The organism is Bacillus sp. 3103sda1, assembly GCF_024159135.1.
GTDB classification, from domain to species: domain Bacteria; phylum Bacillota; class Bacilli; order Bacillales; family Bacillaceae_G; genus Bacillus_A; species Bacillus_A rhizoplanae.
Genome location: NZ_JAMYWS010000001.1, coordinates 507,501 through 530,555 on the forward strand (window position 1 = coordinate 507,501; position 23,055 = coordinate 530,555).

Sequence of the window (23,055 nt, forward strand, 5' to 3'; positions counted from 1 at the left end):
CTTCGGGAGAAGGGGTGCTTTCTTAACGGAAAGCCGCAGTGAATAGGCCCAAGCGACTGTTTAGCAAAAACACAGGTCTCTGCGAAGCCGTAAGGCGAAGTATAGGGGCTGACACCTGCCCGGTGCTGGAAGGTTAAGGAGAGGGGTTAGCGCAAGCGAAGCTCTGAACTGAAGCCCCAGTAAACGGCGGCCGTAACTATAACGGTCCTAAGGTAGCGAAATTCCTTGTCGGGTAAGTTCCGACCCGCACGAAAGGTGTAACGATTTGGGCACTGTCTCAACCAGAGACTCGGTGAAATTATAGTACCTGTGAAGATGCAGGTTACCCGCGACAGGACGGAAAGACCCCGTGGAGCTTTACTGTAGCCTGATATTGAATTTTGGTACAGCTTGTACAGGATAGGCGGGAGCCTTTGAAGCCGGAGCGCTAGCTTCGGTGGAGGCGCTGGTGGGATACCGCCCTGGCTGTATTGAAATTCTAACCTACGGGTCTTATCGACCCGGGAGACAGTGTCAGGTGGGCAGTTTGACTGGGGCGGTCGCCTCCTAAAAAGTAACGGAGGCGCCCAAAGGTTCCCTCAGAATGGTTGGAAATCATTCGTAGAGTGCAAAGGCATAAGGGAGCTTGACTGCGAGACCTACAAGTCGAGCAGGGACGAAAGTCGGGCTTAGTGATCCGGTGGTTCCGCATGGAAGGGCCATCGCTCAACGGATAAAAGCTACCCCGGGGATAACAGGCTTATCTCCCCCAAGAGTCCACATCGACGGGGAGGTTTGGCACCTCGATGTCGGCTCATCGCATCCTGGGGCTGTAGTCGGTCCCAAGGGTTGGGCTGTTCGCCCATTAAAGCGGTACGCGAGCTGGGTTCAGAACGTCGTGAGACAGTTCGGTCCCTATCCGTCGTGGGCGTAGGAAATTTGAGAGGAGCTGTCCTTAGTACGAGAGGACCGGGATGGACGCACCGCTGGTGTACCAGTTGTTCTGCCAAGGGCATAGCTGGGTAGCTATGTGCGGAAGGGATAAGTGCTGAAAGCATCTAAGCATGAAGCCCCCCTCAAGATGAGATTTCCCATAGCGTTAAGCTAGTAAGATCCCTGAAAGATGATCAGGTTGATAGGTTCGAGGTGGAAGCATGGTGACATGTGGAGCTGACGAATACTAATAGATCGAGGACTTAACCATATAATATGTATACTACATTGATGTTATCTAGTTTTGAGAGAATATAAAAACTTGTTGACTTTACTTTTGAATCAAGTATAATGATGATTGTCTCAATTAAATACAGTCTGGTAATGATGGCAGAGAGGTCACACCCGTTCCCATACCGAACACGGAAGTTAAGCTCTCTAGCGCCGATGGTAGTTGGGACTTTGTCCCTGTGAGAGTAGGACGTTGCCAGGCTTACAGTATTCCGCAGTAGCTCAGTGGTAGAGCTATCGGCTGTTAACCGATCGGTCGTAGGTTCGAGTCCTACCTGCGGAGCCAATTGGAGAGCTGTCCGAGATGGCCGAAGGAGCACGATTGGAAATCGTGTATACGTCATAAGCGTATCAAGGGTTCGAATCCCTTGCTCTCCGCCATAATATTTTGGCCCGTTGGTCAAGTGGTTAAGACACCGCCCTTTCACGGCGGTAACACGGGTTCGAATCCCGTACGGGTCACCACTTTGGAGGATTAGCTCAGCTGGGAGAGCACCTGCCTTACAAGCAGGGGGTCGGCGGTTCGATCCCGTCATCCTCCACCATATAAATTTATAAATATCGTCGCGGGGTGGAGCAGTCTGGTAGCTCGTCGGGCTCATAACCCGAAGGTCGCAGGTTCAAATCCTGTCCCCGCAACCAATGGTCCCGTGGTGTAGTGGTTAACATGCCTGCCTGTCACGCAGGAGATCGCCGGTTCGACCCCGGTCGGGACCGCCATTTATGAAGGCTCGGTAGCTCAGTCGGTAGAGCAGAGGACTGAAAATCCTCGTGTCGGCGGTTCGATTCCGTCCCGAGCCACCATTTTAGATATAATGCCGGCTTAGCTCAATTGGTAGAGCAACTGACTTGTAATCAGTAGGTTGGGGGTTCAAGTCCTCTAGCCGGCACCATGTAAGTCGGAGGGGTAGCGAAGTGGCTAAACGCGGCGGACTGTAAATCCGCTCCTTCGGGTTCGGCAGTTCGAATCTGCCCCCCTCCACCATTTACATTTTATATAGGGGCATAGTTTAACGGTAGAACAGAGGTCTCCAAAACCTCCGGCGTGGGTTCGATTCCTACTGCCCCTGCCAACACAGCATGGCGGCTGTGGCGAAGTGGTTAACGCATCGGATTGTGGCTCCGACACTCGTGGGTTCGATTCCCATCAGTCGCCCCATTTTTAAATAGTACTTTACAAATTAAATTAGTTATGATAATATACTAAATGTCGAGTTTGGATATTTAAAGTAATAAAAATGATAATAAATCATATAATGTATTAATAATTCGATGGGCTATAGCCAAGCGGTAAGGCAACGGACTTTGACTCCGTCATGCGCTGGTTCGAATCCAGCTAGCCCAGCCATTTTTGCGGAAGTAGTTCAGTGGTAGAATACAACCTTGCCAAGGTTGGGGTCGCGGGTTCGAATCCCGTCTTCCGCTCCAAATTTAATATGGCGGCATAGCCAAGTGGTAAGGCAGAGGTCTGCAAAACCTTTACCACCGGTTCGAATCCGGTTGCCGCCTCCATATTATGCCGATGTGGCGGAATTGGCAGACGCGCACGACTCAAAATCGTGTTCCGTAAGGAGTGTCGGTTCGACCCCGACCATCGGTACTGTTTAGACGAGGATAACTCGTTTTTTTTGTGTTTCTAGACGTATAATAGGCGTGGATAATTTGATTATATCAAGCGTTTTCTACCGCAGTAGAAAACGTTTTTTTCTTTCATTTAAATTACAACTTTGTAAGGAAGTTGTAAGAGAAATCGATTGGATATTTTTAAAAAGCAAGGTATTCTTAAATTAAGAACAATGAATACTGGAAGGAACGGGGGGTGTCTGTTGTGAAAGAACGAACAGTACATCGTACTGCTTTTGATCATCATATTACTTTAACTCCGATAACAAAAATTTTTTATAGAGCTCTTATATTATTATTATTACTAGGCTGTGCATTATTATTTGCTGGAAATAAAATGATTGAAAACAAAGATATAAGTAAATTGAAAGTACCTGTTCATTTTGAGGTGCCAGAACAATTAGGTAATGCATTTATTGCAACTGAAGATAAGCGCTTCTATCATCATAATGGATTAGACTATATTGCAATTGTCAGAGCGACAGTAGAAAATATAAAGGCTGGTCATGTTGTACAAGGTGGTAGTACAATAACTCAGCAACTTGCAAAAAATGTTTTTTTAACAAATGAACGAACATTTTCTCGTAAATGGGATGAAGTTTTCTATACAAAAAAAATAGAACGAACATTTACGAAAGATGAGATTTTAAAATTGTACTTAAGCAATATTTATTATGGAGAAGGAGCATGGGGAGTTGAGGAAGCAGCCAAACTTTATTTCGGTAAAGAGGTAGAGCAATTAACATTGAGTGAAAGTGCTATGCTTGCAGCTGTTGTGAAAGCTCCAACTTATTATTCACCAATACAACATTATGATAAAGCTGTAGAAAGACGTAATATTGTGCTAAAGCTTATGGAGCAAGAAGGGTATATTACTCATGCAGAATATGTACAAGCTACAAATGAAAAGCTTGTCATTCGTCAGGATATTCCTAAAAATCAACCAGTACAGCATGTAAAGGCGGTTAGTTAAGAGTAAGTTCAAAATGAACGTACTCTTTTTTATCCCGCACTAACGGGCAGTAAGACCCCCACCTCAAGATTCTGAGAAAACAAAGAAGATAGGTGGGAGATAACTGCCCGTAAGAACCCGATTGGTTCAACTAACCATCAGTGAGGGATAAAGAAAACCCCCACTGATGGAAGTTTCACTTTACGTGAATGAATTTAAGAAAAGTGAGACACAATATTGTCACATTTGTTTAATTTTGCTTATTTTATGAGCAACTTCAATGGACTGTTTATATGAGAATTGATATCATGAGTAATGTATATAAGCATCATACAAAGAATAAAAACATTAAAGAGGAATGTGTATGAAATCAAAAAATATTATAATTCTCGGTGTTATTTTTACTGTTGCGGTACTTATTGTAATTGGGACGATTGCATATAGCATTGTGAGTAATAAGACGGAAAAAGGAAAAGATACATTTTCATATGGTACACAACAATCGTTAGGAGAGAAAGATGCTCCAATTCATGTTGTTGAGTTTGGAGATTTTAAATGTCCAGCTTGTCGTACATGGGATGCAACGGTATTACCACGTTTAAAAGAAGATTATATTAACAAAGGGAAAATTCAGCTGCATTTTATTAATTTTCCATTCATTGGGAAAGATTCTGATTTAGGAGCAGCTGCTGGGGAAGCGATTTATAAGCAAGATCCAAAAGCTTTTTGGACATTTTATGATGAAATATATCAAAAGCAACAGAATGAACAAGAAGAGTGGATTACAGAGGATTTATTAGTAGATATAGTAAAGCAAAAGCTTCCTAGTATTGATATAACGAAGTTTAAAAAGGATTTAAATAGTAAGGAAATAAAAGATAAAGTACAGAAGGATCTTGACCTTGCTGAGAAATTAAAAGTACAAGGTGCACCATCCATATACGTAAATGGTAAGCTTGTTAATCCGGACTACGATAGTATTAAAGCTGCAATTGATAAAGAGTCGAAAAAGTGATGAGTGATTCATCACTTTTTCGACTTTTTTCGATAAAATTCTTGCAACACCTTATATTCCATGCTATACTTCTTAACATAAGTTAACAAAAAATTAATATTTTCTTTATATTTGCGGGTGTAGTTTAGTGGTAAAACAAGAGCCTTCCAAGCTCTGGTCGAGAGTTCGATTCTCTTCACCCGCTCCAGATATCATTCCAAATTTCTATAATAATTGTGATCAACGCAGTGTTTCGTTTCTCAGATAAACGAGGTATTGCGTTTTTTTATGTTTGGAATGCATGAATATGCGTGAAAATAGTAATGTGGAATTTCCTATGATATATGTTGTTATAATAAAGTGAAATGTTTATCAGTGAATATATTAAGAAATAGTGAATCGTTTGTAAATATAAATGAAACATAATTAATGAGGACATTAAAGTGTGAACAACAACCTCTATATGGATTGTATCCCGCTATTCGTGGGCAGTAAGACCCCACCTCAAGATTGAGAGAGCAGCGAGGAAGATAGGTGGGGGATAACTGCCCGTAAAAGCCCCATTGGGTGGGCTTTCCATCAGTGGGGGATCAAAAAACCCCACTGATGGAAGTTTCACTTTATAAAAAGAAAGGTGGTAAAACTGTTACTGAAAAGAGGCGGAACCTCAATAAGCAGAATATGTTGTATGAATTTAATCAACCAACATATATATACCGATGGCTGGGCAAAAAATTAGGCCTATGGGGAACGATACAAACCAAAGTGACGAGATTGGGTTTGTAGAAGCTGGAAAACTCTAAATGGGTATGTTTGTACACATTTTCAGTAGCAGAGTAAGTGTGAACTTCGAACAATTAAAGCAAGATGTGATAGCTTATAGTAAAACAATTGGAATTGATAAAATAGGCTTTACAAGTGCTTCGCCATTTGAAGAGTTAAAGCAACGACTTATGCAGCAGCAACAATTGGGATATCAATCTGGATTTGAAGAATCGGATATAGAGAAAAGAACGAATCCGCAATTATTATTACCGGGTGCAAAATCAATTATTGCTATTGCATTGGCTTATCCTTCAAAACTAAAAAATGCACCGCTAAGCAAACGCGGTGAGCGACGAGGTATTTTTTGCCGTGCTTCTTGGGGACAAGATTATCATCTTGTTTTGCGTGATCGTTTAGAGAAACTGGAGGCATATTTAATCGATCGCTTACCAAATATAGAAGTTAAATCGATGGTAGATACAGGGGAATTAAGCGACCGTGCTGTTTCAGAGCGAGCAGGCATTGGGTGGAGCGGAAAGAATTGTTCTATTATTACACCGGAATTTGGTTCGTACGTTTATTTGGGCGAGATGATTACAAATATTCCTTTTCCACCAGATACTCCAATTGAAGATCAATGCGGGAGCTGTACGAAGTGTATTGATGTTTGTCCGACAGGAGCGCTTGTCCAAGGAGGACAATTAAATTCTCAAAAATGTATTGCGTTTTTAACGCAAACGAAAGGATTTCTTCCGGAAGAATATCGAGATAAGATTGGAAATCGCATTTACGGATGCGATACGTGTCAAACTGTTTGTCCAAAAAATAAAGGGATCGATTTTCATAATCATCCAGAAATGGAACCTGATCCTGAACTTGTAAAACCGCTATTAAAGCCTCTTCTGACCATTAGCAATCGTGAGTTTAAAGAAAAGTATGGGATTATGTCTGGATCGTGGCGCGGGAAAAAGCCGTTGCAGCGAAATGCAATCTTAGCATTGGCTCATTTTAAAGATGAAACGGCCATTCCGGATTTAATTGCTGTAATGAAAGAAGATCCTCGTCCTGTTATTCGCGGCACAGCAGCATGGGCACTAGGTAAAATTGGCGGAGAAGGTGTGCAAGAGGCGATTGAAAAAGCGAAAGAGCGAGAAAAAGATGAAGAAGTTCTTTATGAGATGAATCGCGGTCTTGAACTGTTAGCTGAGAAAAAATAGCAGATTATCCCTCGGTCCCTCATATTGTAATAAGGGGAGGGGAGACTCTATGTCTATAAAACAGCATCTTCAACAGTGTCTGCAAGGGCAATTGGATTATATAACAAATAAACGTATGAATGAAGCAGAAATTCCAGATGATATTGTAGACATGTTACACCGTAAAAAGAAGCTCTTTACAAGGCGTAATGCGGAGATTGTAAAAAGCAATGCTAACGTATCTTTTCTTAGACAGTTAAAAGGTGTGAACTATGATGAAGTAGATTATCAAATTCATTTTCAGTATTTTATTCGTCATCATCATTTATTTTATGTAGAGGAAGAACAAATGGAGAGGCGTTTACGATTAGAAGATGGATGTATCAAGCAAGATATAGCAATTGGAACGCCGATAGATGAACAGAAAGTTGGAACGTTAGAACGTGAAGGAACAAAGGGAAAAGGACAATATATTCCATACAGTTATAATCGCTTAGAGGCAGTGAAATATGCAGAGCGGTGGTGGGATGATCGGAATCCAGCTTATCAGAATTTCCAAGATAATTGTACAAATTTTATTTCTCAATGTCTGCATGCTGGTGAAACACCAATGAGTGGATATCCGAATATTCGCAGTGGATGGTGGCAGCAAAATCGCCAATGGAGCTGGAGCTGGGCGGTAGCTCATTCTTTTCATTGGTACTTATCAAGTGATTCTCTAGGACTTCGAGCAAAGCAAGTTGAGAAGCCACAGGATCTAATGCTTGGAGATATCATTGTATATGATTTTGAAAATGATGGCAGATGGAATCATACGACAATTGTCGTGGCAAAAGATGCGAATGGTATGCCTCTTGTAAATGCACATTCTGCCAATAGTCGCAGACGTTATTGGGATTATGAAGATTCAAGTAAGTATACACCGCAAATGAAATATAAGTTTTTTCATATTCTTGATAATGACTAGAGATTTTTTATCCAAGTGGTATAATACGTAGTAGAAAAAGATTGAGGTGAACATTGTGGGAATACATGTTGTTTTATATCAACCAGAAATTCCAGCGAATACAGGTAATATTGCGCGTAGTTGTGCAGCAACAGGTGCAGAATTACACTTAATTAGACCGCTTGGATTTTCTACTGACGATAAAGCGTTAAAGCGTGCTGGATTAGATTATTGGGAGCACGTAAAAATTACGTATTATGACTCTATTGAGGAATTTTATGAGAAAAATGAAAATGGTGAGTTTTTCTACTTAACAAAGTATGGAGAGAAAGCACACACAACATTTGATTATAGCAATGTGGAGCAAGATTACTATTTCGTATTTGGAAGAGAAACAAATGGTCTTCCAGCAAATGTGATTGAACATAATTTTGATCATTGCTTACGCATTCCAATGACTGATAAAGTCCGTTCTTTAAACTTATCTAATACTGCAGCAATTTTAATTTATGAGGCATTGCGCCAGCAAAATTATCCAGGATTAGATGTAGAAATTGTTTATTAAAAACCGTCATATGACGGTTTTTTTTTGAAGAAAACTAATATTTTTTAATAAAGCTTGCATCTGTTTGAAAAAACGATAAATTTCATTAGGGTTGAATATCATTGCCGAAGGAGTAGAGGAGGAAGAACAAATTCAATTTTTGAAAGAAAAAAATGCGATCTTAGCCCAAGGTTATTATTTTATGACAGATAAAAAGTGATGAGCATCAAGCTCATCACTTTTTTTATTTTGTTCCTGGTTTATCATTGTATCCTGATGTGAAAATAGCAGTGAGAAATGTGAGCATAACACCTAAAATTAATAAAAGTTTCATGAGAATTTAACCCCCCATTCATATTCATTCCCTATTACTTGTATTATATCGAATTTTCTTTCAATTTTGGTAATAAAATTTATAAAGTTTGTGTGCGATTTCATTTGGATTCGTACGAATGTTTAAGGACATCCTCGCATACTTTTATAATAATCCGCTTGAACAAGGAGATGGGGGAGGAGCTATAATGGATATTTTAAAGAAAATTGAACAGCACCGGGAAACAGAAGAACGTTTAAAGTGGGAAGGGACATTTGCTGATTATTTAGAACTTCTTAAAGAAAGACCATGGGTGGCACAAACAGCACATTCTCGTATTTATAATATGATTAAGGATGCTGGAATTGAAGAAGTAGACGGCCTGAGAAAATATAATTTCTTTAGTAATCAATTATTTGGATTAGAAGAAGCATTAGAGCGTCTTGTAGAAGAATATTTTCATCCATCTGCAAAACGTTTAGATGTAAGAAAACGGATTTTATTATTAATGGGACCAGTTAGTGGTGGGAAATCTACATTGGTTACGATGTTAAAGCGTGGATTAGAGGCATATTCACATACAGATCGCGGTTCGGTTTTTGCAATAAAAGGATGCCCAATGCACGAAGATCCGCTTCATCTTATTCCGCATCATTTACGTGATGATTTTTATGCAGAGTATGGCGTGCGAATTGAAGGGAATTTGTCACCATTAAACTTAATGCGCCTAGAAAAAGAGTATGGAGGCAGAATTGAAGATGTAATTGTGGAGCGTATTTTCTTCTCAGAAGATCGCAGAACAGGGATTGGAACATTTAGTCCATCTGATCCAAAATCACAAGATATTGCGGATTTAACAGGTAGTATTGATTTTTCTACTATTGCTGAATTTGGTTCAGAATCAGATCCACGCGCTTACCGCTTTGATGGAGAATTAAATAAAGCGAACCGTGGGATGATGGAATTTCAAGAGATGTTAAAATGTGACGAAAAGTTTCTATGGCATTTATTATCGTTAACGCAAGAAGGGAATTTTAAAGCAGGCCGATTTGCACTGATTTCCGCAGATGAATTAATTGTTGCACATACGAACGAAACAGAATATCGCTCTTTTATTTCTAATAAGAAAAATGAAGCACTTCATTCGCGGATTATTGTAATGCCAATTCCATATAACTTACGGGTAAGTGAGGAAGAGCATATTTATGAGAAAATGATTCATGAAAGTGATGTTTCTGATGTTCATATTGCACCGCATACACTTCGCGTTGCAGCAATGTTTACAATCTTAACACGCTTAAAAGATCCGAAGCGGCCAGACATCGATTTAATTAAGAAAATGCGTTTATATGATGGTGAAATGGTAGAAGGGTACAATTCTATTGATGTAGAGGAACTGCAGCGCGAATATCAAGATGAAGGTATGAGTGGAATTGATCCGCGTTATGTTATCAATCGTATTTCTTCTACAATTATTCGTAAAGAAATAGCATCAATTAATGCTTTAGATGTATTACGTTCTTTAAAGGATGGATTAGATCAACATCCATCTATTAGCAATGAAGATCGTGAGCGCTATATGAATTTCATTTCATTAGCACGTAAAGAGTATGATGAAATTGCGAAGAAAGAAGTACAAAAAGCATTTGTATATTCATATGAAGAATCCGCGAAGACACTTATGGATAATTATTTAGATAACGTAGAAGCATACTGCAATAAATCAAAACTACGCGATCCATTAACTGGAGAAGAAATGAGTGCGGATGAAAAACTTATGCGCTCTATTGAAGAACAAATTGGCATTTCAGAAAATGCGAAGAAAGCGTTCCGTGAAGAGATTTTAATTCGTATCTCTGCATATGCTCGCAAAGGGAAGCGATTTGATTATAATTCACATGAGCGTCTTCGTGAAGCAATCCAGAAGAAACTATTTGCCGATTTGAAGGATGTTGTGAAGATTACGACTTCAACGAAAACGCCGGATGAAAATCAGCTGAAGAAAATTAATAATGTTGTAGCACGATTAATTGATGAACATGGCTATAATTCCACATCTGCAAATGAATTATTACGTTATGTAGGTAGTTTGTTAAATCGATAATGATCATAGTTGTAGAAAAAGAAAAGCTGTCTCTTGGAAAGGGACAGCTTTTTTATATTTTATTTTCGACTATAAGAGGTGCTTGTCCACTATGAGTAAATTAAAATGCAATCTTATGAATTTATTTGTCAATTATTTTCACAATGAGCATATGATAGAGTAACCAACCATTCATACAGAAAAAAGTCAACACAATACAATATGTTGTGCAGCTGTAAAGTGTGCAACAATGCATTGTGTTTCTTTCTTAATTGCGAAAGTGTATCAGTTTTTTATTCATGTAAAAGTAAATTTCTCTTAGTCGGATTTTCGTGTTTTAATCTGTGTTTAAGTGAAAGTATAAAAAATTATGTAAGGAGGGAAAGGAATGGCAGAAGAAAATCAATATAATTATACGGTTTCACAGGAAAATTGGTCCCTCCATCGTAAAGGACATGATGATCAACAACGTCATCAAGAAAAAGTACAAGAGGCAATAAAAAATAATTTACCAGACCTTGTTACAGAAGAAAGTATTATCATGTCCAATGGTAGGGATGTTGTAAAAATACCAATTCGTTCACTAGATGAATATAAAATTCGTTATAACTATGATAAAAATAAGCACGTTGGTCAAGGAACTGGTGATAGTAAAGTCGGGGATGTTGTAGCGAGAGATGGATCGAGCGGTCAAAAGCAAAAAGGACCAGGAAAAGGGCAAGGAGCAGGAGACTCTGCAGGAGAAGATTATTACGAGGCGGAAGTATCGATTTTAGAGCTTGAGCAAGCATTTTTTAAAGAATTAGAGCTTCCTAATTTACAGCGTAAAGAACTGGATGAAAATCGTATTGAACACATTGAATTTAACGACATTCGTAAAACAGGACTTTGGGGAAACATCGATAAAAAACGGACAATGATATCTGCTTATAAACGAAATGCAATGAATGGCAATCCAGCTTTTCATCCAATTAAGCGGGAAGATTTAAAATTCCGTACGTGGAACGAAGTCTTGAAGCCAGAATCAAAAGCTGTTGTGTTAGCAATGATGGATACGAGCGGTTCGATGGGGCTTTGGGAAAAATATATGGCTCGTAGCTTTTTCTTCTGGATGGCCCGTTTTTTACGTACGAAATATGAAACAGTAGATATTGAATTTATCGCACACCATACAGAAGCAAAAGTTGTTACAGAAGAAGAATTTTTCTCAAAAGGTGAAAGCGGTGGAACAATTTGTTCATCGGCATACAGAAAAGCATTAGAACTGATTGAAACAAAATATTCTCCGGAACGCTATAACATATACCCGTTCCACTTCTCGGATGGAGATAATTTAACATCTGATAATGCCCGCTGTGTAAAACTTGTGCAAGAATTGATGAAAGTATCTAATATGTTTGGGTATGGAGAAGTGAATCAGTATAATCGTCATAGTACACTCATGTCAGCATATAAAAATGTGAAAGATGAGAAGTTTCGCTATTATATTTTAAAACAAAAAGCTGACGTGTTTCATGCGATGAGGAGCTTTTTCCGAGAAGAATCGAAGGAAAAGATGGCTTGAACCCCTAAGTGAAGGGGTTTTTGTTTTCTAGTGAAACCAAAAAGATTGAGTAGGAAAAACTACTCAATCTTTTTTATGCGATCAAATAATAAACCATCTGTCGTACCATTTTCTCCTATTACAAAATCTTTCATATAATATGAAAGATAATCACCATACTTCGAATTTGTATTTAAAAGAAGTTCATCTACAAAATAACAACCAAGCGGTAAATTGTCGAGTAAGAGGCTAGCAAGTGCCCCGTAAACGCCGCAAGCCACTTGAAAATAAGTTGCATTTGTTCCGTATTGTGTGTACACATGCTGGGTAGCAGTAGTGTTGTACATATATACCTCTTTGTCTTTATACACAAGTAAGACACCGATTAAATCTTCACCGATGAGTTGTCCGTTTTCTGGATTTAATACGTGATGATCCCAGCTCCATAGTTCATCAATATTATGTTGATTGTCATGAATTAATTGTGTCATATAATCATTGATACGATATAAAAAACCTACCTCCATGTCATATAATTTTCCGAGATTAATTACTTCTTCATGTCCCATTAAACAACCGAAAAACTGTTTATCTCCTAACGTTACTTTAAATTCTTGTTCATAAGCGGTGTTACATAAGAGAATGGGAGTTTGATGTTTCATAAAAAGAGGATAGTTTAAAATGCCTTCTTCTAAAAAACCTGCTGGAGACCATGTCGAGTATACTGTTTTTTCTTTAATAAGAGTTGGATCATGATAGAAAGTTGTATCGTGTTCGACGATGAAACAAGCGAGGGGGATTTCCGTAGGATTTTGCTTCATTAATTTAATTGCCATCCATTGGACGACACCGGGATTCATACCGGAACAAATAATGCCTGTCATTTTTGTGAAGGTAGGTTTATGTTCTTCAAAGAAATTTTGTCTTTCTAGTAAACTGAATCGCTTTATATGTTCATTCGCATCAATTGCTGGTGATTGCAATGCTGTATTAATATAATGTACTCCAAATTCATTACAGCATGTCAACATTTCTACTGCATCTGCTAAGGAAGCATCAACAACCAGGGTTGTCCCAGTTTTTTGTAGATGGTTTCGAAATAATGCGTTATCGCTTAGATCGAACATATGAAATGTAAAACTCTCGTATAATGCAGGATACATTTCTTTAAAATAGGATTGCGGTTTTTGCTTTATGTCAATTAAATGAATCGAACAGTTTTGCAATTGAGAGTATAAAGGATTATGACTATCTTTCACGGCATGATTTAATAAAGATAAAAATGCACGAGCAGCGCCGCCGCTGCTTCCAAGTATAGTAAGAATGAGTTGTTCTTTTTTCATGTTTTCCCTCCTATGTGATTAAGATATGCTCTTCATATGAGAAAGGATTATTTGTTTGTCCATACATGCATAAAAATTCATTGTTTATCCCGTATGGCAGTAAGCCCACCATTTCAAGATTGAGAGAGAAGCGAAGAAGATAGGTCCACTGATAGAAGTTTCACCTAATCTATGAATATGGAAAAAACCGCAGTCTATTTGGAAGACTGCGGATGGAATAGTGAAAAGTATGATTATCCAGTTTTTTGCACACTTTGCGATTTTGGTGTTCGTTGTATTGTAAAAGCTTCTTTTCGTAATTCTTTAAATAGCGATGTCACCATTAATATAATAACAATTGAAAATGGAAATGCTGCGAGGATTGCCGCAATTTGCAGAGCATCTAAACCACCTGCTTGTAATAAGATTGCTGCAATTGCTGAAATGGTAAGTCCCCAAATGAATTTTAAGCGATTGCTAGGAGATAAATTTCCATTACTTGTTTGCATGGCTACAACAAACGTTGCGGAGTCTGCAGATGTAACAAAGAATGTAGCGATTAAAATTAACGCAACAATTGTTAGAAATGATGAAAACGGTAAATGAGAAATGACAGCAAAAAGACCGGTTTCTATACCGTTTTTTGTAATTTCGTCCGCGATTCCCAATGATTGGAACATATCCATGTGAATGGCTGTTCCACCGAATACTGTAAACCAAAATGTGCAGATTAATGTTGGGACTAATACAACGCCGAAAATAAATTCACGAATTGTGCGTCCACGTGAAATTCGTGCAATAAATGTACCGACGAATGGCGACCAAGAAATCCACCATCCCCAATAGAAGAGTGTCCATTTTTCAATCCATGCAGAATCGTGATCGCTAAAAGCACCTAAGTTCAAGCTCATACTTGGCAATGACCCTATATAAGATCCTAATGTTGATATGAAATATTTTATAATAAAAACAGTTGGCCCGAAAATTAAAAAGGAAACGAGTAAAATTCCTGCAAGGGAAATGTTCAAGTTACTCAAATATTTAATCCCACGATCTAATCCTGTTTGTGCACTCGTTAAATAGAGGACTGTAAAGATTAAAATTAGTACGAGCTGTGTGCCAACTGTATTGCTAATAGAAGGGAATAAGTAATGTAATCCACTAGCAATTTGCTGTGCACCAATTCCTACGGATGGAACGATTCCGAATACTGTGGCTAAAACAGCTAAAATATCAACCGTTTTTCCGATAGGTGATGTTTTCGATCGATTAAATAAAGGAGTAACTGCAGCGCTAATTGTACTACCTTTTTGTTTGCGAAAGGTAAAGTATGCAAGAACTAAAGCGACGATTGCATATAATGACCAAGGGAATAATCCCCAATGGAAGAATGAATATTGCATTGCGAGTTCAGCACTTTGTTGGCTGCCAGGTTCACTTGTAAGAGGAGCATTTAAATGTGATATTGGTTCGGAAATGCCATAAAAGACGAGGCCGATTCCCATACCAGCTCCAAATAACATTGCGATCCATGAAAGGTAACTATATTTTGGTTTTTCATCATCTTTACCAAGACGAATGGAACCGTATTTCGAAAATGCTAAGTAAGCGGCTAAAAGAACCATTGCGGTCATTAATAGAGAATAAAACCATCCAAAATTACTGAGGATAAAAGAGTTTAACGACGAGGTAACACTTTGTAAATCATAGCCTTGTATCCATTTTGCTGGAAGTACACCCCATATAATAAACAAGGTTGTCAGCAAAATAGAGATATAAAATACACTGTTTTCTTTTTTGAGCATCCAATCCCACCTTTATTTAATAAAGTTAATAATTATATTAAACATAACAATTTTTAAGAGACGTGTCAAAACACGACCTTAGAAGTCGATGATAGATAGTAGAAAATGTAATATAAACTGAAACGTTTACAAATAGAGTTTTATATATTGTTTGTTCATCATTTTTTGCCACTTAAGTGTGTTATATTTCCAACAAGTATTATCAATCATTTTATGTAAATAAAGCATTCTACGATTAATATCAATAAACCATAATTTATGTGATTTTACATCATTTACCTTTTATCATACCATAATTTTTAGATGAATAAAAATGGATCAAAAGCTACTATCTTTGATTTTGTAGGAATCATAAGTTTTTATATTACAACAGCAATTATTAACATTATTTGGTTTTTTATAGTTTTTCGTTCATCGTCAGTATCAAGTAAAGTTAATTTCAAAAAAATTCTAACGCATGTACATCTTTACTTTTTATGTAAAATAATATATTATATGGATATACAACATACCGGTTATTTTTGAGGAGGAGCCTGTCACTACAGGCTCCTCTTGTGTCTTTTTAAGGGGTCTGTGATGCAGACCCCTTTTGCTACGGAATAAATAACTGAAAATTTCAAAAAGATAAAATTTGAAAGGGGAGATGCATACATATAAGAAGATGGACGCATTGATGAAAGGAGGGGGAAGCGCTGTTGTTTAGCCATGAACTTGAAATAATTTACTTATACGGGTTTATTATAACGACATTCATTACTGTTATATATTTATTTTTTAGTGATGTGTTTGAATCATTATTTCACATAGTAGGCGGACCGACTTCACCTGTAACAATATTATTTAGCTTTCTTGCTATGTTTTGTGGTTTTGGATATATCTTTGAATATATGCTTTCTTGGGGAAGTATTTCTATTTTTGTTATTTCTTTTTTTCTTGCACTTGTTGGTGTTATTACAATGAAAATGCTTATTTTAGCACCAATTTCTAAGGCAGAGCAAAATACAATGCACCGTATGGAAGAGTTTATTGGGTGTAAGGGAGAAGTGATTATAACAATTCCGAAAGAAGGACTAGGTGAAGTTTTGCTAGTTTCTCAATTTGGCAGTAATGCAATGCCAGCTAAAACGATAGGGAAGAAAGATATTTTACAAGGATCTTATGTCATTGTTGAAGCAGTGCAAGACGGTATTCTACTTGTACAAAATTTAGCGGTTTCTTTAAAAAAACCAAAATGATAAGGAGGATTTATTATGGTTCCATTAATTATTGGCGGTGTTTTATTAGCAATATTAGCTATCCTTATTTTAGTCTTTATTACAAAATATCGTACTGTCGGTCCAGATGAAGCATTGATTGTAACGGGAAGCGGACTAGGCAGTGGGAAAAATGTTGTTACAACAGATGATGGTAAGAAAATCAAGATTATTCGCGGTGGTGGTACATTTGTTGTACCAATTATGCAGCAAGCAGAACCTCTCAGTTTATTAAACTATAAGTTAGAAGTGGGAACACGCGATACATATACGAAGCAAGGCGTCCCTGTAACAGTAAATGGTGTTTCTATTATTAAGGTGGGTTCTACAATTGAGGAGGTATCAACAGCAGCAGAGCAATATTTAGGAAAAGAAACAGAAGAATTAAAAATAGAAGCAAAGGAAGTGTTAGAAGGGCATTTACGCGCCATTTTATCTTCTATGACAGTTGAAGATGCTTATAGTAATAGAGAACAATTTGCACAAAAAGTACATGAAGTGGCTTCCACTGATTTGAAGAAGATGGGACTTCGCATTGTATCATTTACTATTAAGGAAATTAGTGATAAAAATGGATATTTAGATGCACTTGGACAGCCGCAAATTGCGACAGTAAAACGTGATGCAACAATTGCAAACGCAGAACGAGAAAAAGAGGCACGGATTGAAAAAGCGCGTGCTGAAAAAGAAGCAAAAGAAGCAGAGTATCAACGAGATGCACAAATTGCTGAAGCAGAGAAACATAAAGAATTAAAGGTGCAAGCATATAAAAGAGAGCAAGAACAAGCACGTGCCGATGCAGACCTTTCATATGAATTACAGCAGGCGAAAGCACAACAAGGTGTAACAGAAGAGCAAATGCGTGTAAAAATTATTGAGCGTGAAAAACAAATCGAATTAGAAGAAAAAGAAATTGCTCGTCGTGAAAAGCAATACGACGCAGAAGTGAAGAAAAAAGCAGACGCTGATCGTTATGCAGTTGAGCAGGCAGCTGAAGCAGAAAAAGTGAAACAAATAAAAAGAGCAGATGCTGAGCAGTATAAGATTGAGGCTGAAGCAAGAGCACGCGCAGAAGAAGTGCGTGTTGAAGGTTTAGCAAAAGCAGAAGTACAAAAAGCACAAGGTACAGCGGAAGCAGATGTCATTAAACTGAAAGGTCTTGCTGAAGCAGAAGCAAAACAAAAAATTGCTGAAGCATTTGAACTATACGGTCAAGCAGCGATTATGGATATGGTACTGAAAATGTTACCAAGTTATGCGAAAGAAATTGCAAGCCCGCTTAGTAATATCGACAAAATTACAGTTGTGGATACAGGCGGCGGTGGAAAAAACAGTGGTGCTGGTAAAGTGGCAGGCTATGCAACAGATTTAATGGCAACGATGCAAGAAACATTAAAAGCTTCTTCAGGGATTGATTTGAAAGAATTGCTGGAAAGTTTTGCTGGGAAAGGTGCAGTGCAGCAGACAACGAAGGAAAAAATGGTTGTGCAAGTAGTTGAAGAAAACAAAGATAATAATTAGTTAAAAATAAGAAAACTCTAGAAAAAATTCTAGAGTTTTCTTATTTTCAGTATATCTATAAAAAAGACTAGATATGATTGAATCAAGTGACATAGGGATTACTTTGCCATAAGGTTGGTTATAGATTCATAGCTTGTATAGGAAATAGATCTCCTAGTACAATATATAAGAGGAATGTGTTTCATATAATGTGAAATTAAATTTCTGTATATTCTTAAAACTCAAGTGTGATATCAGTTAGGGGATCTTGCTTTGAAACTGAAAAAACTAAAATTGCAGCCAAGAGTTGCATTATTTATAGGTATTCTTGTTTTGTTCGTTATCGTTCAAATGAGTATTTTATTTTATTACATATTATCTGATAGCATGGAAGATCAAATTGGGAAGAAAGCTTTACAGGTAGCTAAGACAGTGGCTTCTATACCAGAAATTCATAAGGCATTTCACACAAATCATCCATCTGAAGTGATTCAGCCGATTGCAGAACAAATTCGAGCTGAAACGGGTGCAGAATTTATTGTAGTCGGTAATAAGGAAGGGATTCGGTACGCGCATCCTGTGCCGGATAGAATTGGTGAAAAAATGGTTGGTGGAGATAACGAAGGTGTGCTAAAAGAGGGAAGGTCTTACGTATCAAAGGCGACTGGAACTTTAGGGCTTTCTGTACGTGGAAAAGTTCCAATTCGTGATGAAACGAATAAGGTTATAGGAGTTGTGTCCGTGGGATTTCTTGCGGAGGATATACATGAAGTAATAGAAAAACATAGTGTTCCAATCTTGTGGGTAGCTGTATGTGGACTTGTAGTAGGTATTGTTGGTTCTGTCTATTTGGCACGGGGTATTAAAAAATTAATGTTTGGATTAGAGCCGGAAGAGATTTCTTCTTTGTATGAGGAGCATAGCGCTGTAATTCAATCTGTACGTGAAGGGATTATAGTTATTGATAAACGAGGGTGTATTAGTTTAGTAAATCAGGCAGCCTGCGATATCCTTTCTCTAAGGAAAGAGGAGTCTGTTATTGGGAAGCCTATTTTGCAGATTGTGCCCAATTCTTCCATATTAGAAGTACTTCGGACTGGAGAGGAACAATTGGATCGACAAATGGATTTAAACGGGAAAGTAGTGATTGTAAATCGATTGCCTGTCAAAGTAGAAAATGAAGTAATCGGAGTCGTTTCTAGTTTCCGGCTAAAATCAGAGATTGATCAGTTAACCGAAGAACTCTCACAAGTAAAAACATATACAGAAGCACTTCGTGCTCAGACACATGAATATAAGAATTTTTTATATACATTATCAGGATTAATTCAACTAGAATCTTATGAGGAAGCGATAGAGCTTATTCATAAAGAAACAGCTCTTCAGCAGGATTTTGTGCAATTTATTATGACAAAATTACAAAATCCGTGGTTAGGAGGAATTGTAGTTGGTTTTTATAATCGTGCTAGAGAATTAAAAATTGATTTAATAATAGATCGAGAGAGTTGTTTGAAACAATTGCCAGCTCATATAGATAGTAACCATGTTGTATCAATTCTCGGCAATTTAATTACGAATGCTTTCGAATCAGTAGAGAGAAAAGAAGAGAATAAGAAAATAGTAAACTTATTTGTAACAGATATTGGAGATGAAATTATTATTGAAGTAGAAGATTCTGGACCTGGAATTGATGATAAGATTGTTGCACATATCTTTCATAAAGGTTTTTCTACGAAAGAAGGAGAAAAGCGTGGGTATGGATTGGCTAAAGTGAAAGAATTAGTAGATGAATTGCATGGTAACATTACGATTGAAAAAGGGGACTTAGGGGGAGCTTTATTTATTGTGGCGTTACCAAAGGAAAGAGGGGAATAGCATGTCTCAAACTATTGAGGTGTTAATTGTGGAGGACGATGTTCGCATTGCTGAAATTCACCGCCGTTTTACTGATAAAGTAGAAGGGTTTACTGTAGTGGGTACAGCAATAACAGGAGAGCAAGCAAAGGAATGGATCGAACTTGTAAAGCCGCAGCTTGTATTACTTGATGTTTATTTACCTGATATGAAGGGAACAGATTTAGTAACGTTCATTCGTCATAATGTGCCAGATACAGATGTTATTATGATTACTGCAGCATCTGAAGTTGAGGTTGTTCAGCGTGCACTCCGTGGTGGTGTATTTGATTATATTGTAAAACCGCTTATGTTTGAAAGGTTCAAGGAAAGTCTAGAAAACTATCGAAATAAAGTGGAGAAATTAAAGCAATCTCAAAAATTATCACCAGAACAGATTGAAAGTTTATGGAACAGGAGAATTCAGGGGGAGAGTACTCATATAGAACATTCGCCTAAGGGGATTGATCCTCTGACTCTAAAAAAAATTTTACAGTGTGTACTAACAATGGAGTATAACGGAATAACTGCGGAAATGCTTAGTAAAGAATCAGGAGTCAGCCGTTCGACAGCAAGGCGATATTTAGAGTATTTAATTTCGCAGAAGAAAATTTATGCTGAACTGATTTATGGAAATGTGGGACGACCAGAAAGAAGATATTTTCCTATTTCTTTATAATTTAGAATAAAGGAGAAGAGCAGTTCGTATACAAAGGAGCTGCTCTTTTTTTGTGTGAGGAGTAACCCAGAGTAGGTGGAAAAAAACTCCTTATGGGAAAGGAGTTTCTTGTATAGAATAAGCGAATCTTATTTCTATCTTATTAGCCTAAAATGTGATTACACATGTTACAAATTATTGTGATGTAGGCCTTTTTATAAAGAAATTACCCCTGTAAGAATAGCAATGAACAACATAAAGAGTGTCGTTCCAACGGCCCATTTTAATGTGAATCGTTGATGATCTCCAAAATCAACTTTCGCCATTCCTACTAATAAATATGTAGATGCAACGAGTGGACTAAGCATATGAACAGGTTGTCCTAATAAGGAAGCTCTTCCCATTTCAGCAGCACTAACTCCGTAGCTTGCTGCAGCTTTCGTAAGAATAGGTAGCACACCGAAATAGTAAGCATCATTAGACATAAAAAACGTGAATGGCATACTTGTAATTGCTGTAATGATTGGCAGATGCGGGCCAAGGGAATCTGGAATAAGAGCAACTAAACTATGTGCCATCGCATCGACCATTTTTGTTCCTGATAAAATACCCGTGAAAATACCAGCTGCGAATACTAAGGAAACAACTGCTAATACATTTCCAGCATGAGAAGCAATCCGTTCTTTTTGTTGTTCAAGGTTCGGATAGTTAATCATGACAGCAATTGCAAAGGCAAGCATGAATAAAACAGGAAGAGGTAAAATTTCCATAATTAAACATGTCATAAGAACCACAGTTAATAAGAAATTAATCCATAATAATTTTGGACGTTTATAATCATATACTTCTACAGTTGCTGCTTGCTCTGTAAAAGCTGATTTCTCTGCTTTGGAAAATTGAATATCGACGATTCCTAATCGTTTCTGTTCCTTTTTTCCAAGCATGTAAGCGACAAAAATCACCCATAGTGCCCCGCCGATTAACGCTGGAATAAGCGGTGTAAATAATTGAGAAGCGTCAAGGCCAAGTGCGCTCATTGCTCTAGCAGTAGGACCACCCCATGGAATAATATTTGTTACACCAGCGCCTAGCATGACAATTCCGGCCAAAATGAGCGGATTCATATTAAGGCGTTTATATAGCGGATACATAGCAGATACAGTAATCATATATGTTGTTGTACCATCACCATCTAAAGAAACAAGTAGTGTCAAAATGGCTGTTCCAACAACAATTTTTAATGGATCTCCTTTTACAATTTTTAATATTCTCGAAATAGCGGGATCGAATAAACCGCTATCAATCATAATACCAAAGTATAAAATAGCAAACATTAACATAATACCAGTGGGTGCTAAATTTTTAATCCCCGCTAACATCATCGGCCCTACATTAGCATAAAAACCGCTTATTATAGCAAATAGAGTAGGAATAAGCATTAAGGCCACTAGTGCGGACATTCGCCTTGTCATAATTAAAAACATGAACACAAATACCATTGCAAATCCTAATATCGCTAACATGAAAAACCCCTCCTTAATAAATTGATTACGCTTTCAATAAATGATTTAATTTTCAGATAATGGCGTTATTACGGTCATGATACGTGATAAAGGATACCTGGTAAATAATTAGAGAAATAAATCTATTAAAAGCATAATTTTTATATAGTTCATTTTGTTCACAGGTTTATCAGAAAATGGGCAAGAAACTCCCATCTTCAAAACGCGCAGGACATAGCCCAGTTTAAGATGGGGATGAAGCAACCCCGCTGATGGAAGTTTTACTTTACTATATTGGTATAGCTAACTAAAAAATGTAATACAATTCAAATCTTTTAAAATATAAAAGATCTAGAATAACAGTGATAGAATGGGTGAGGAAAATGAGATTTTGAATAGGAAAGTAAGGAGTAGAGCTTGTATGAAAGCAGTTATTGAAAGTGTCTATAGTCCATGTAATGGAGTAGTAGAAGAAGTGTTAATCAATGAAACGTCTCATATATATGAATGGGAAAAGTTACTTATTATTAGAAATAATAAAGGTGTATTAGAAGAAGCAGCGGTTGGGATTAGTGGAAATATAGTATCTGTAGATGTAGTAGTTGGACAGGAAGTAGATACGAATACGGTATTGTGTAAAGTAGAAGATGATTTTTTAATAACGGGATGCGAATAAATTTCATTTTATTAAAATATAAAAAAACAAAAACGAGTATGTGTGTAAGTAATACATGTACTCGTTTTTTGTAATGAAAAATGATATACCGAAGGGTTCTATTCATTGCTATCTATTAATATTTTTAATATGAATGAAAGATTATCCTGCTATTCCCACCTGAAGATTGAGAAACGAAGAAGATAGGTGGGGAATAACTGTTGGCATGCTCCCGATTGGTGAGAGCTTTCCATCAGTGGGGATGAAGAAGACCCCCACTGATGGAAGCTTCACTTTATTTTTTA

At 37.4% G+C, this 23,055-nt stretch carries 15 protein-coding genes, 16 tRNA genes and 2 rRNA genes (1 of these 33 cut by a window edge); 30 read left to right on the top strand and 3 right to left on the bottom strand.

Annotated elements, in window-relative coordinates; genetic code table 11:
- The 25 genes from NKR74_RS02535 to yhbH all read left to right on the top strand — a co-directional run.
- Nucleotides 1-1,183 (top strand): 23S ribosomal RNA (locus tag NKR74_RS02535); it begins 1,740 nt to the left of the window's first position.
- A gap of 106 nt (nucleotides 1,184-1,289) precedes the next feature.
- Nucleotides 1,290-1,405, top strand: a 5S ribosomal RNA gene (gene rrf, locus NKR74_RS02540).
- Between the two features lie 9 nt (nucleotides 1,406-1,414).
- Nucleotides 1,415-1,489, top strand: a tRNA-Asn gene (locus NKR74_RS02545).
- A 3-nt stretch (nucleotides 1,490-1,492) separates the two neighbouring features.
- Nucleotides 1,493-1,584, top strand: a tRNA-Ser gene (locus NKR74_RS02550).
- 9 nt (nucleotides 1,585-1,593) lie between these two features.
- Nucleotides 1,594-1,668 (top strand) — tRNA-Glu (locus tag NKR74_RS02555).
- Nucleotides 1,669-1,672: 4 nt separating this feature from the next.
- Nucleotides 1,673-1,748 (top strand) — tRNA-Val (locus NKR74_RS02560).
- 20 nt (nucleotides 1,749-1,768) lie between these two features.
- A tRNA-Met gene (locus tag NKR74_RS02565) sits at nucleotides 1,769-1,845 on the top strand.
- A gap of 2 nt (nucleotides 1,846-1,847) precedes the next feature.
- Nucleotides 1,848-1,923, top strand: a tRNA-Asp gene (locus tag NKR74_RS02570).
- Between the two features lie 8 nt (nucleotides 1,924-1,931).
- Nucleotides 1,932-2,007 (top strand) — tRNA-Phe (locus NKR74_RS02575).
- Nucleotides 2,008-2,020: 13 nt separating this feature from the next.
- Nucleotides 2,021-2,096: transfer RNA gene (locus tag NKR74_RS02580), tRNA-Thr, on the top strand.
- Nucleotides 2,097-2,104: 8 nt separating this feature from the next.
- Nucleotides 2,105-2,188 (top strand) — tRNA-Tyr (locus NKR74_RS02585).
- Between the two features lie 14 nt (nucleotides 2,189-2,202).
- Nucleotides 2,203-2,276: transfer RNA gene (locus NKR74_RS02590), tRNA-Trp, on the top strand.
- A gap of 10 nt (nucleotides 2,277-2,286) precedes the next feature.
- Nucleotides 2,287-2,362, top strand: a tRNA-His gene (locus NKR74_RS02595).
- A 114-nt stretch (nucleotides 2,363-2,476) separates the two neighbouring features.
- A tRNA-Gln gene (locus NKR74_RS02600) sits at nucleotides 2,477-2,551 on the top strand.
- A 5-nt stretch (nucleotides 2,552-2,556) separates the two neighbouring features.
- Nucleotides 2,557-2,631, top strand: a tRNA-Gly gene (locus NKR74_RS02605).
- A 10-nt stretch (nucleotides 2,632-2,641) separates the two neighbouring features.
- Nucleotides 2,642-2,715: transfer RNA gene (locus tag NKR74_RS02610), tRNA-Cys, on the top strand.
- Between the two features lie 6 nt (nucleotides 2,716-2,721).
- Nucleotides 2,722-2,803, top strand: a tRNA-Leu gene (locus tag NKR74_RS02615).
- A 228-nt stretch (nucleotides 2,804-3,031) separates the two neighbouring features.
- Complete coding sequence (locus NKR74_RS02620; protein WP_253628537.1) at nucleotides 3,032-3,799, top strand: transglycosylase domain-containing protein; 768 nt, start codon at nucleotides 3,032-3,034, stop codon at nucleotides 3,797-3,799.
- Nucleotides 3,800-4,142: 343 nt separating this feature from the next.
- Nucleotides 4,143-4,793, top strand: a complete 651-nt coding sequence (locus tag NKR74_RS02625; RefSeq protein WP_253628538.1) for a DsbA family protein — start codon at nucleotides 4,143-4,145, stop codon at nucleotides 4,791-4,793.
- A 113-nt stretch (nucleotides 4,794-4,906) separates the two neighbouring features.
- Nucleotides 4,907-4,980, top strand: a tRNA-Gly gene (locus tag NKR74_RS02630).
- A gap of 634 nt (nucleotides 4,981-5,614) precedes the next feature.
- Nucleotides 5,615-6,754, top strand: coding sequence for a tRNA epoxyqueuosine(34) reductase QueG (queG, locus tag NKR74_RS02635; RefSeq protein ID WP_098309097.1), 1,140 nt, complete (start codon nucleotides 5,615-5,617; stop codon nucleotides 6,752-6,754).
- Between the two features lie 49 nt (nucleotides 6,755-6,803).
- Nucleotides 6,804-7,700 carry an amidase domain-containing protein gene (locus NKR74_RS02640; protein WP_253628539.1) on the top strand — a complete coding sequence of 299 codons (897 nt, stop codon included), beginning with the start codon at nucleotides 6,804-6,806 and terminating at the stop codon, nucleotides 7,698-7,700.
- A 55-nt stretch (nucleotides 7,701-7,755) separates the two neighbouring features.
- Nucleotides 7,756-8,244 carry a tRNA (uridine(34)/cytosine(34)/5-carboxymethylaminomethyluridine(34)-2'-O)-methyltransferase TrmL gene (trmL, locus tag NKR74_RS02645; protein ID WP_098308958.1) on the top strand — a complete coding sequence of 163 codons (489 nt, stop codon included), beginning with the start codon at nucleotides 7,756-7,758 and terminating at the stop codon, nucleotides 8,242-8,244.
- A gap of 500 nt (nucleotides 8,245-8,744) precedes the next feature.
- Nucleotides 8,745-10,640 carry a PrkA family serine protein kinase gene (locus NKR74_RS02655; protein WP_098308960.1) on the top strand — a complete coding sequence of 632 codons (1,896 nt, stop codon included), beginning with the start codon at nucleotides 8,745-8,747 and terminating at the stop codon, nucleotides 10,638-10,640.
- A gap of 367 nt (nucleotides 10,641-11,007) precedes the next feature.
- Nucleotides 11,008-12,183, top strand: a complete 1,176-nt coding sequence (yhbH, locus tag NKR74_RS02660) for a sporulation protein YhbH (protein WP_098308961.1) — start codon at nucleotides 11,008-11,010, stop codon at nucleotides 12,181-12,183.
- Between the two features lie 59 nt (nucleotides 12,184-12,242).
- Here yhbH and NKR74_RS02665 read toward each other — a convergent pair whose 3' ends face one another.
- A complete protein-coding gene (locus NKR74_RS02665) occupies nucleotides 12,243-13,505 on the bottom strand; it encodes an S-adenosylmethionine decarboxylase related protein (protein ID WP_253628541.1) in 1,263 nt (420 codons plus the stop codon).
- A 233-nt stretch (nucleotides 13,506-13,738) separates the two neighbouring features.
- Nucleotides 13,739-15,289, bottom strand: coding sequence for a glycine betaine transporter OpuD (opuD, locus tag NKR74_RS02670; RefSeq protein ID WP_253628542.1), 1,551 nt, complete (start codon nucleotides 15,287-15,289; stop codon nucleotides 13,739-13,741).
- 692 nt (nucleotides 15,290-15,981) lie between these two features.
- Here opuD and NKR74_RS02675 point away from each other — a divergent pair.
- From NKR74_RS02675 to NKR74_RS02690, 4 genes are all read left to right on the top strand, one after another.
- Entirely contained in the window at nucleotides 15,982-16,524 is a 543-nt protein-coding gene (locus NKR74_RS02675) for an NfeD family membrane protein (protein ID WP_253631066.1), read from the top strand.
- Nucleotides 16,525-16,536: 12 nt separating this feature from the next.
- On the top strand, nucleotides 16,537-18,063 hold the full coding sequence (locus NKR74_RS02680; protein ID WP_098308965.1) for a flotillin lipid rafts scaffold protein FloT: 1,527 nt from the start codon (nucleotides 16,537-16,539) through the stop codon (nucleotides 18,061-18,063).
- 252 nt (nucleotides 18,064-18,315) lie between these two features.
- Complete coding sequence (locus tag NKR74_RS02685; RefSeq protein WP_253628543.1) at nucleotides 18,316-19,917, top strand: ATP-binding protein; 1,602 nt, start codon at nucleotides 18,316-18,318, stop codon at nucleotides 19,915-19,917.
- Nucleotide 19,918: 1 nt separating this feature from the next.
- Nucleotides 19,919-20,614 carry a response regulator gene (locus NKR74_RS02690; RefSeq protein WP_253628544.1) on the top strand — a complete coding sequence of 232 codons (696 nt, stop codon included), beginning with the start codon at nucleotides 19,919-19,921 and terminating at the stop codon, nucleotides 20,612-20,614.
- A 194-nt stretch (nucleotides 20,615-20,808) separates the two neighbouring features.
- Here NKR74_RS02690 and NKR74_RS02695 read toward each other — a convergent pair whose 3' ends face one another.
- Nucleotides 20,809-22,116, bottom strand: coding sequence for a CitMHS family transporter (locus NKR74_RS02695; RefSeq protein WP_098308967.1), 1,308 nt, complete (start codon nucleotides 22,114-22,116; stop codon nucleotides 20,809-20,811).
- Nucleotides 22,117-22,516: 400 nt separating this feature from the next.
- On the opposite strand from NKR74_RS02695, the gene NKR74_RS02700 reads away from it, so the two are divergent.
- Nucleotides 22,517-22,771, top strand: a complete 255-nt coding sequence (locus tag NKR74_RS02700) for a hypothetical protein (RefSeq protein WP_098308968.1) — start codon at nucleotides 22,517-22,519, stop codon at nucleotides 22,769-22,771.
- Nucleotides 22,772-23,055: the final 284 nt, after the last annotated feature.

Bases quoted from the DNA above. Each gene is read 5' to 3' on its own strand.
- NKR74_RS02625 (WP_253628538.1), top strand. From the start codon at position 4,143: ATGAAATCAAAAAATATTATAATTCTCGGTGTTATTTTTACTGTTGCG.
- NKR74_RS02640 (WP_253628539.1), top strand. From the start codon at position 6,804: ATGTCTATAAAACAGCATCTTCAACAGTGTCTGCAAGGGCAATTGGAT.
- NKR74_RS02655 (WP_098308960.1), top strand. From the start codon at position 8,745: ATGGATATTTTAAAGAAAATTGAACAGCACCGGGAAACAGAAGAACGT.
- yhbH (WP_098308961.1), top strand. From the start codon at position 11,008: ATGGCAGAAGAAAATCAATATAATTATACGGTTTCACAGGAAAATTGG.
- NKR74_RS02665 (WP_253628541.1), bottom strand. From the start codon at position 13,505: ATGAAAAAAGAACAACTCATTCTTACTATACTTGGAAGCAGCGGCGGC.
- opuD (WP_253628542.1), bottom strand. From the start codon at position 15,289: ATGCTCAAAAAAGAAAACAGTGTATTTTATATCTCTATTTTGCTGACA.
- NKR74_RS02690 (WP_253628544.1), top strand. From the start codon at position 19,919: ATGTCTCAAACTATTGAGGTGTTAATTGTGGAGGACGATGTTCGCATT.
- NKR74_RS02695 (WP_098308967.1), bottom strand. From the start codon at position 22,116: ATGTTAGCGATATTAGGATTTGCAATGGTATTTGTGTTCATGTTTTTA.
- NKR74_RS02700 (WP_098308968.1), top strand. From the start codon at position 22,517: ATGAAAGCAGTTATTGAAAGTGTCTATAGTCCATGTAATGGAGTAGTA.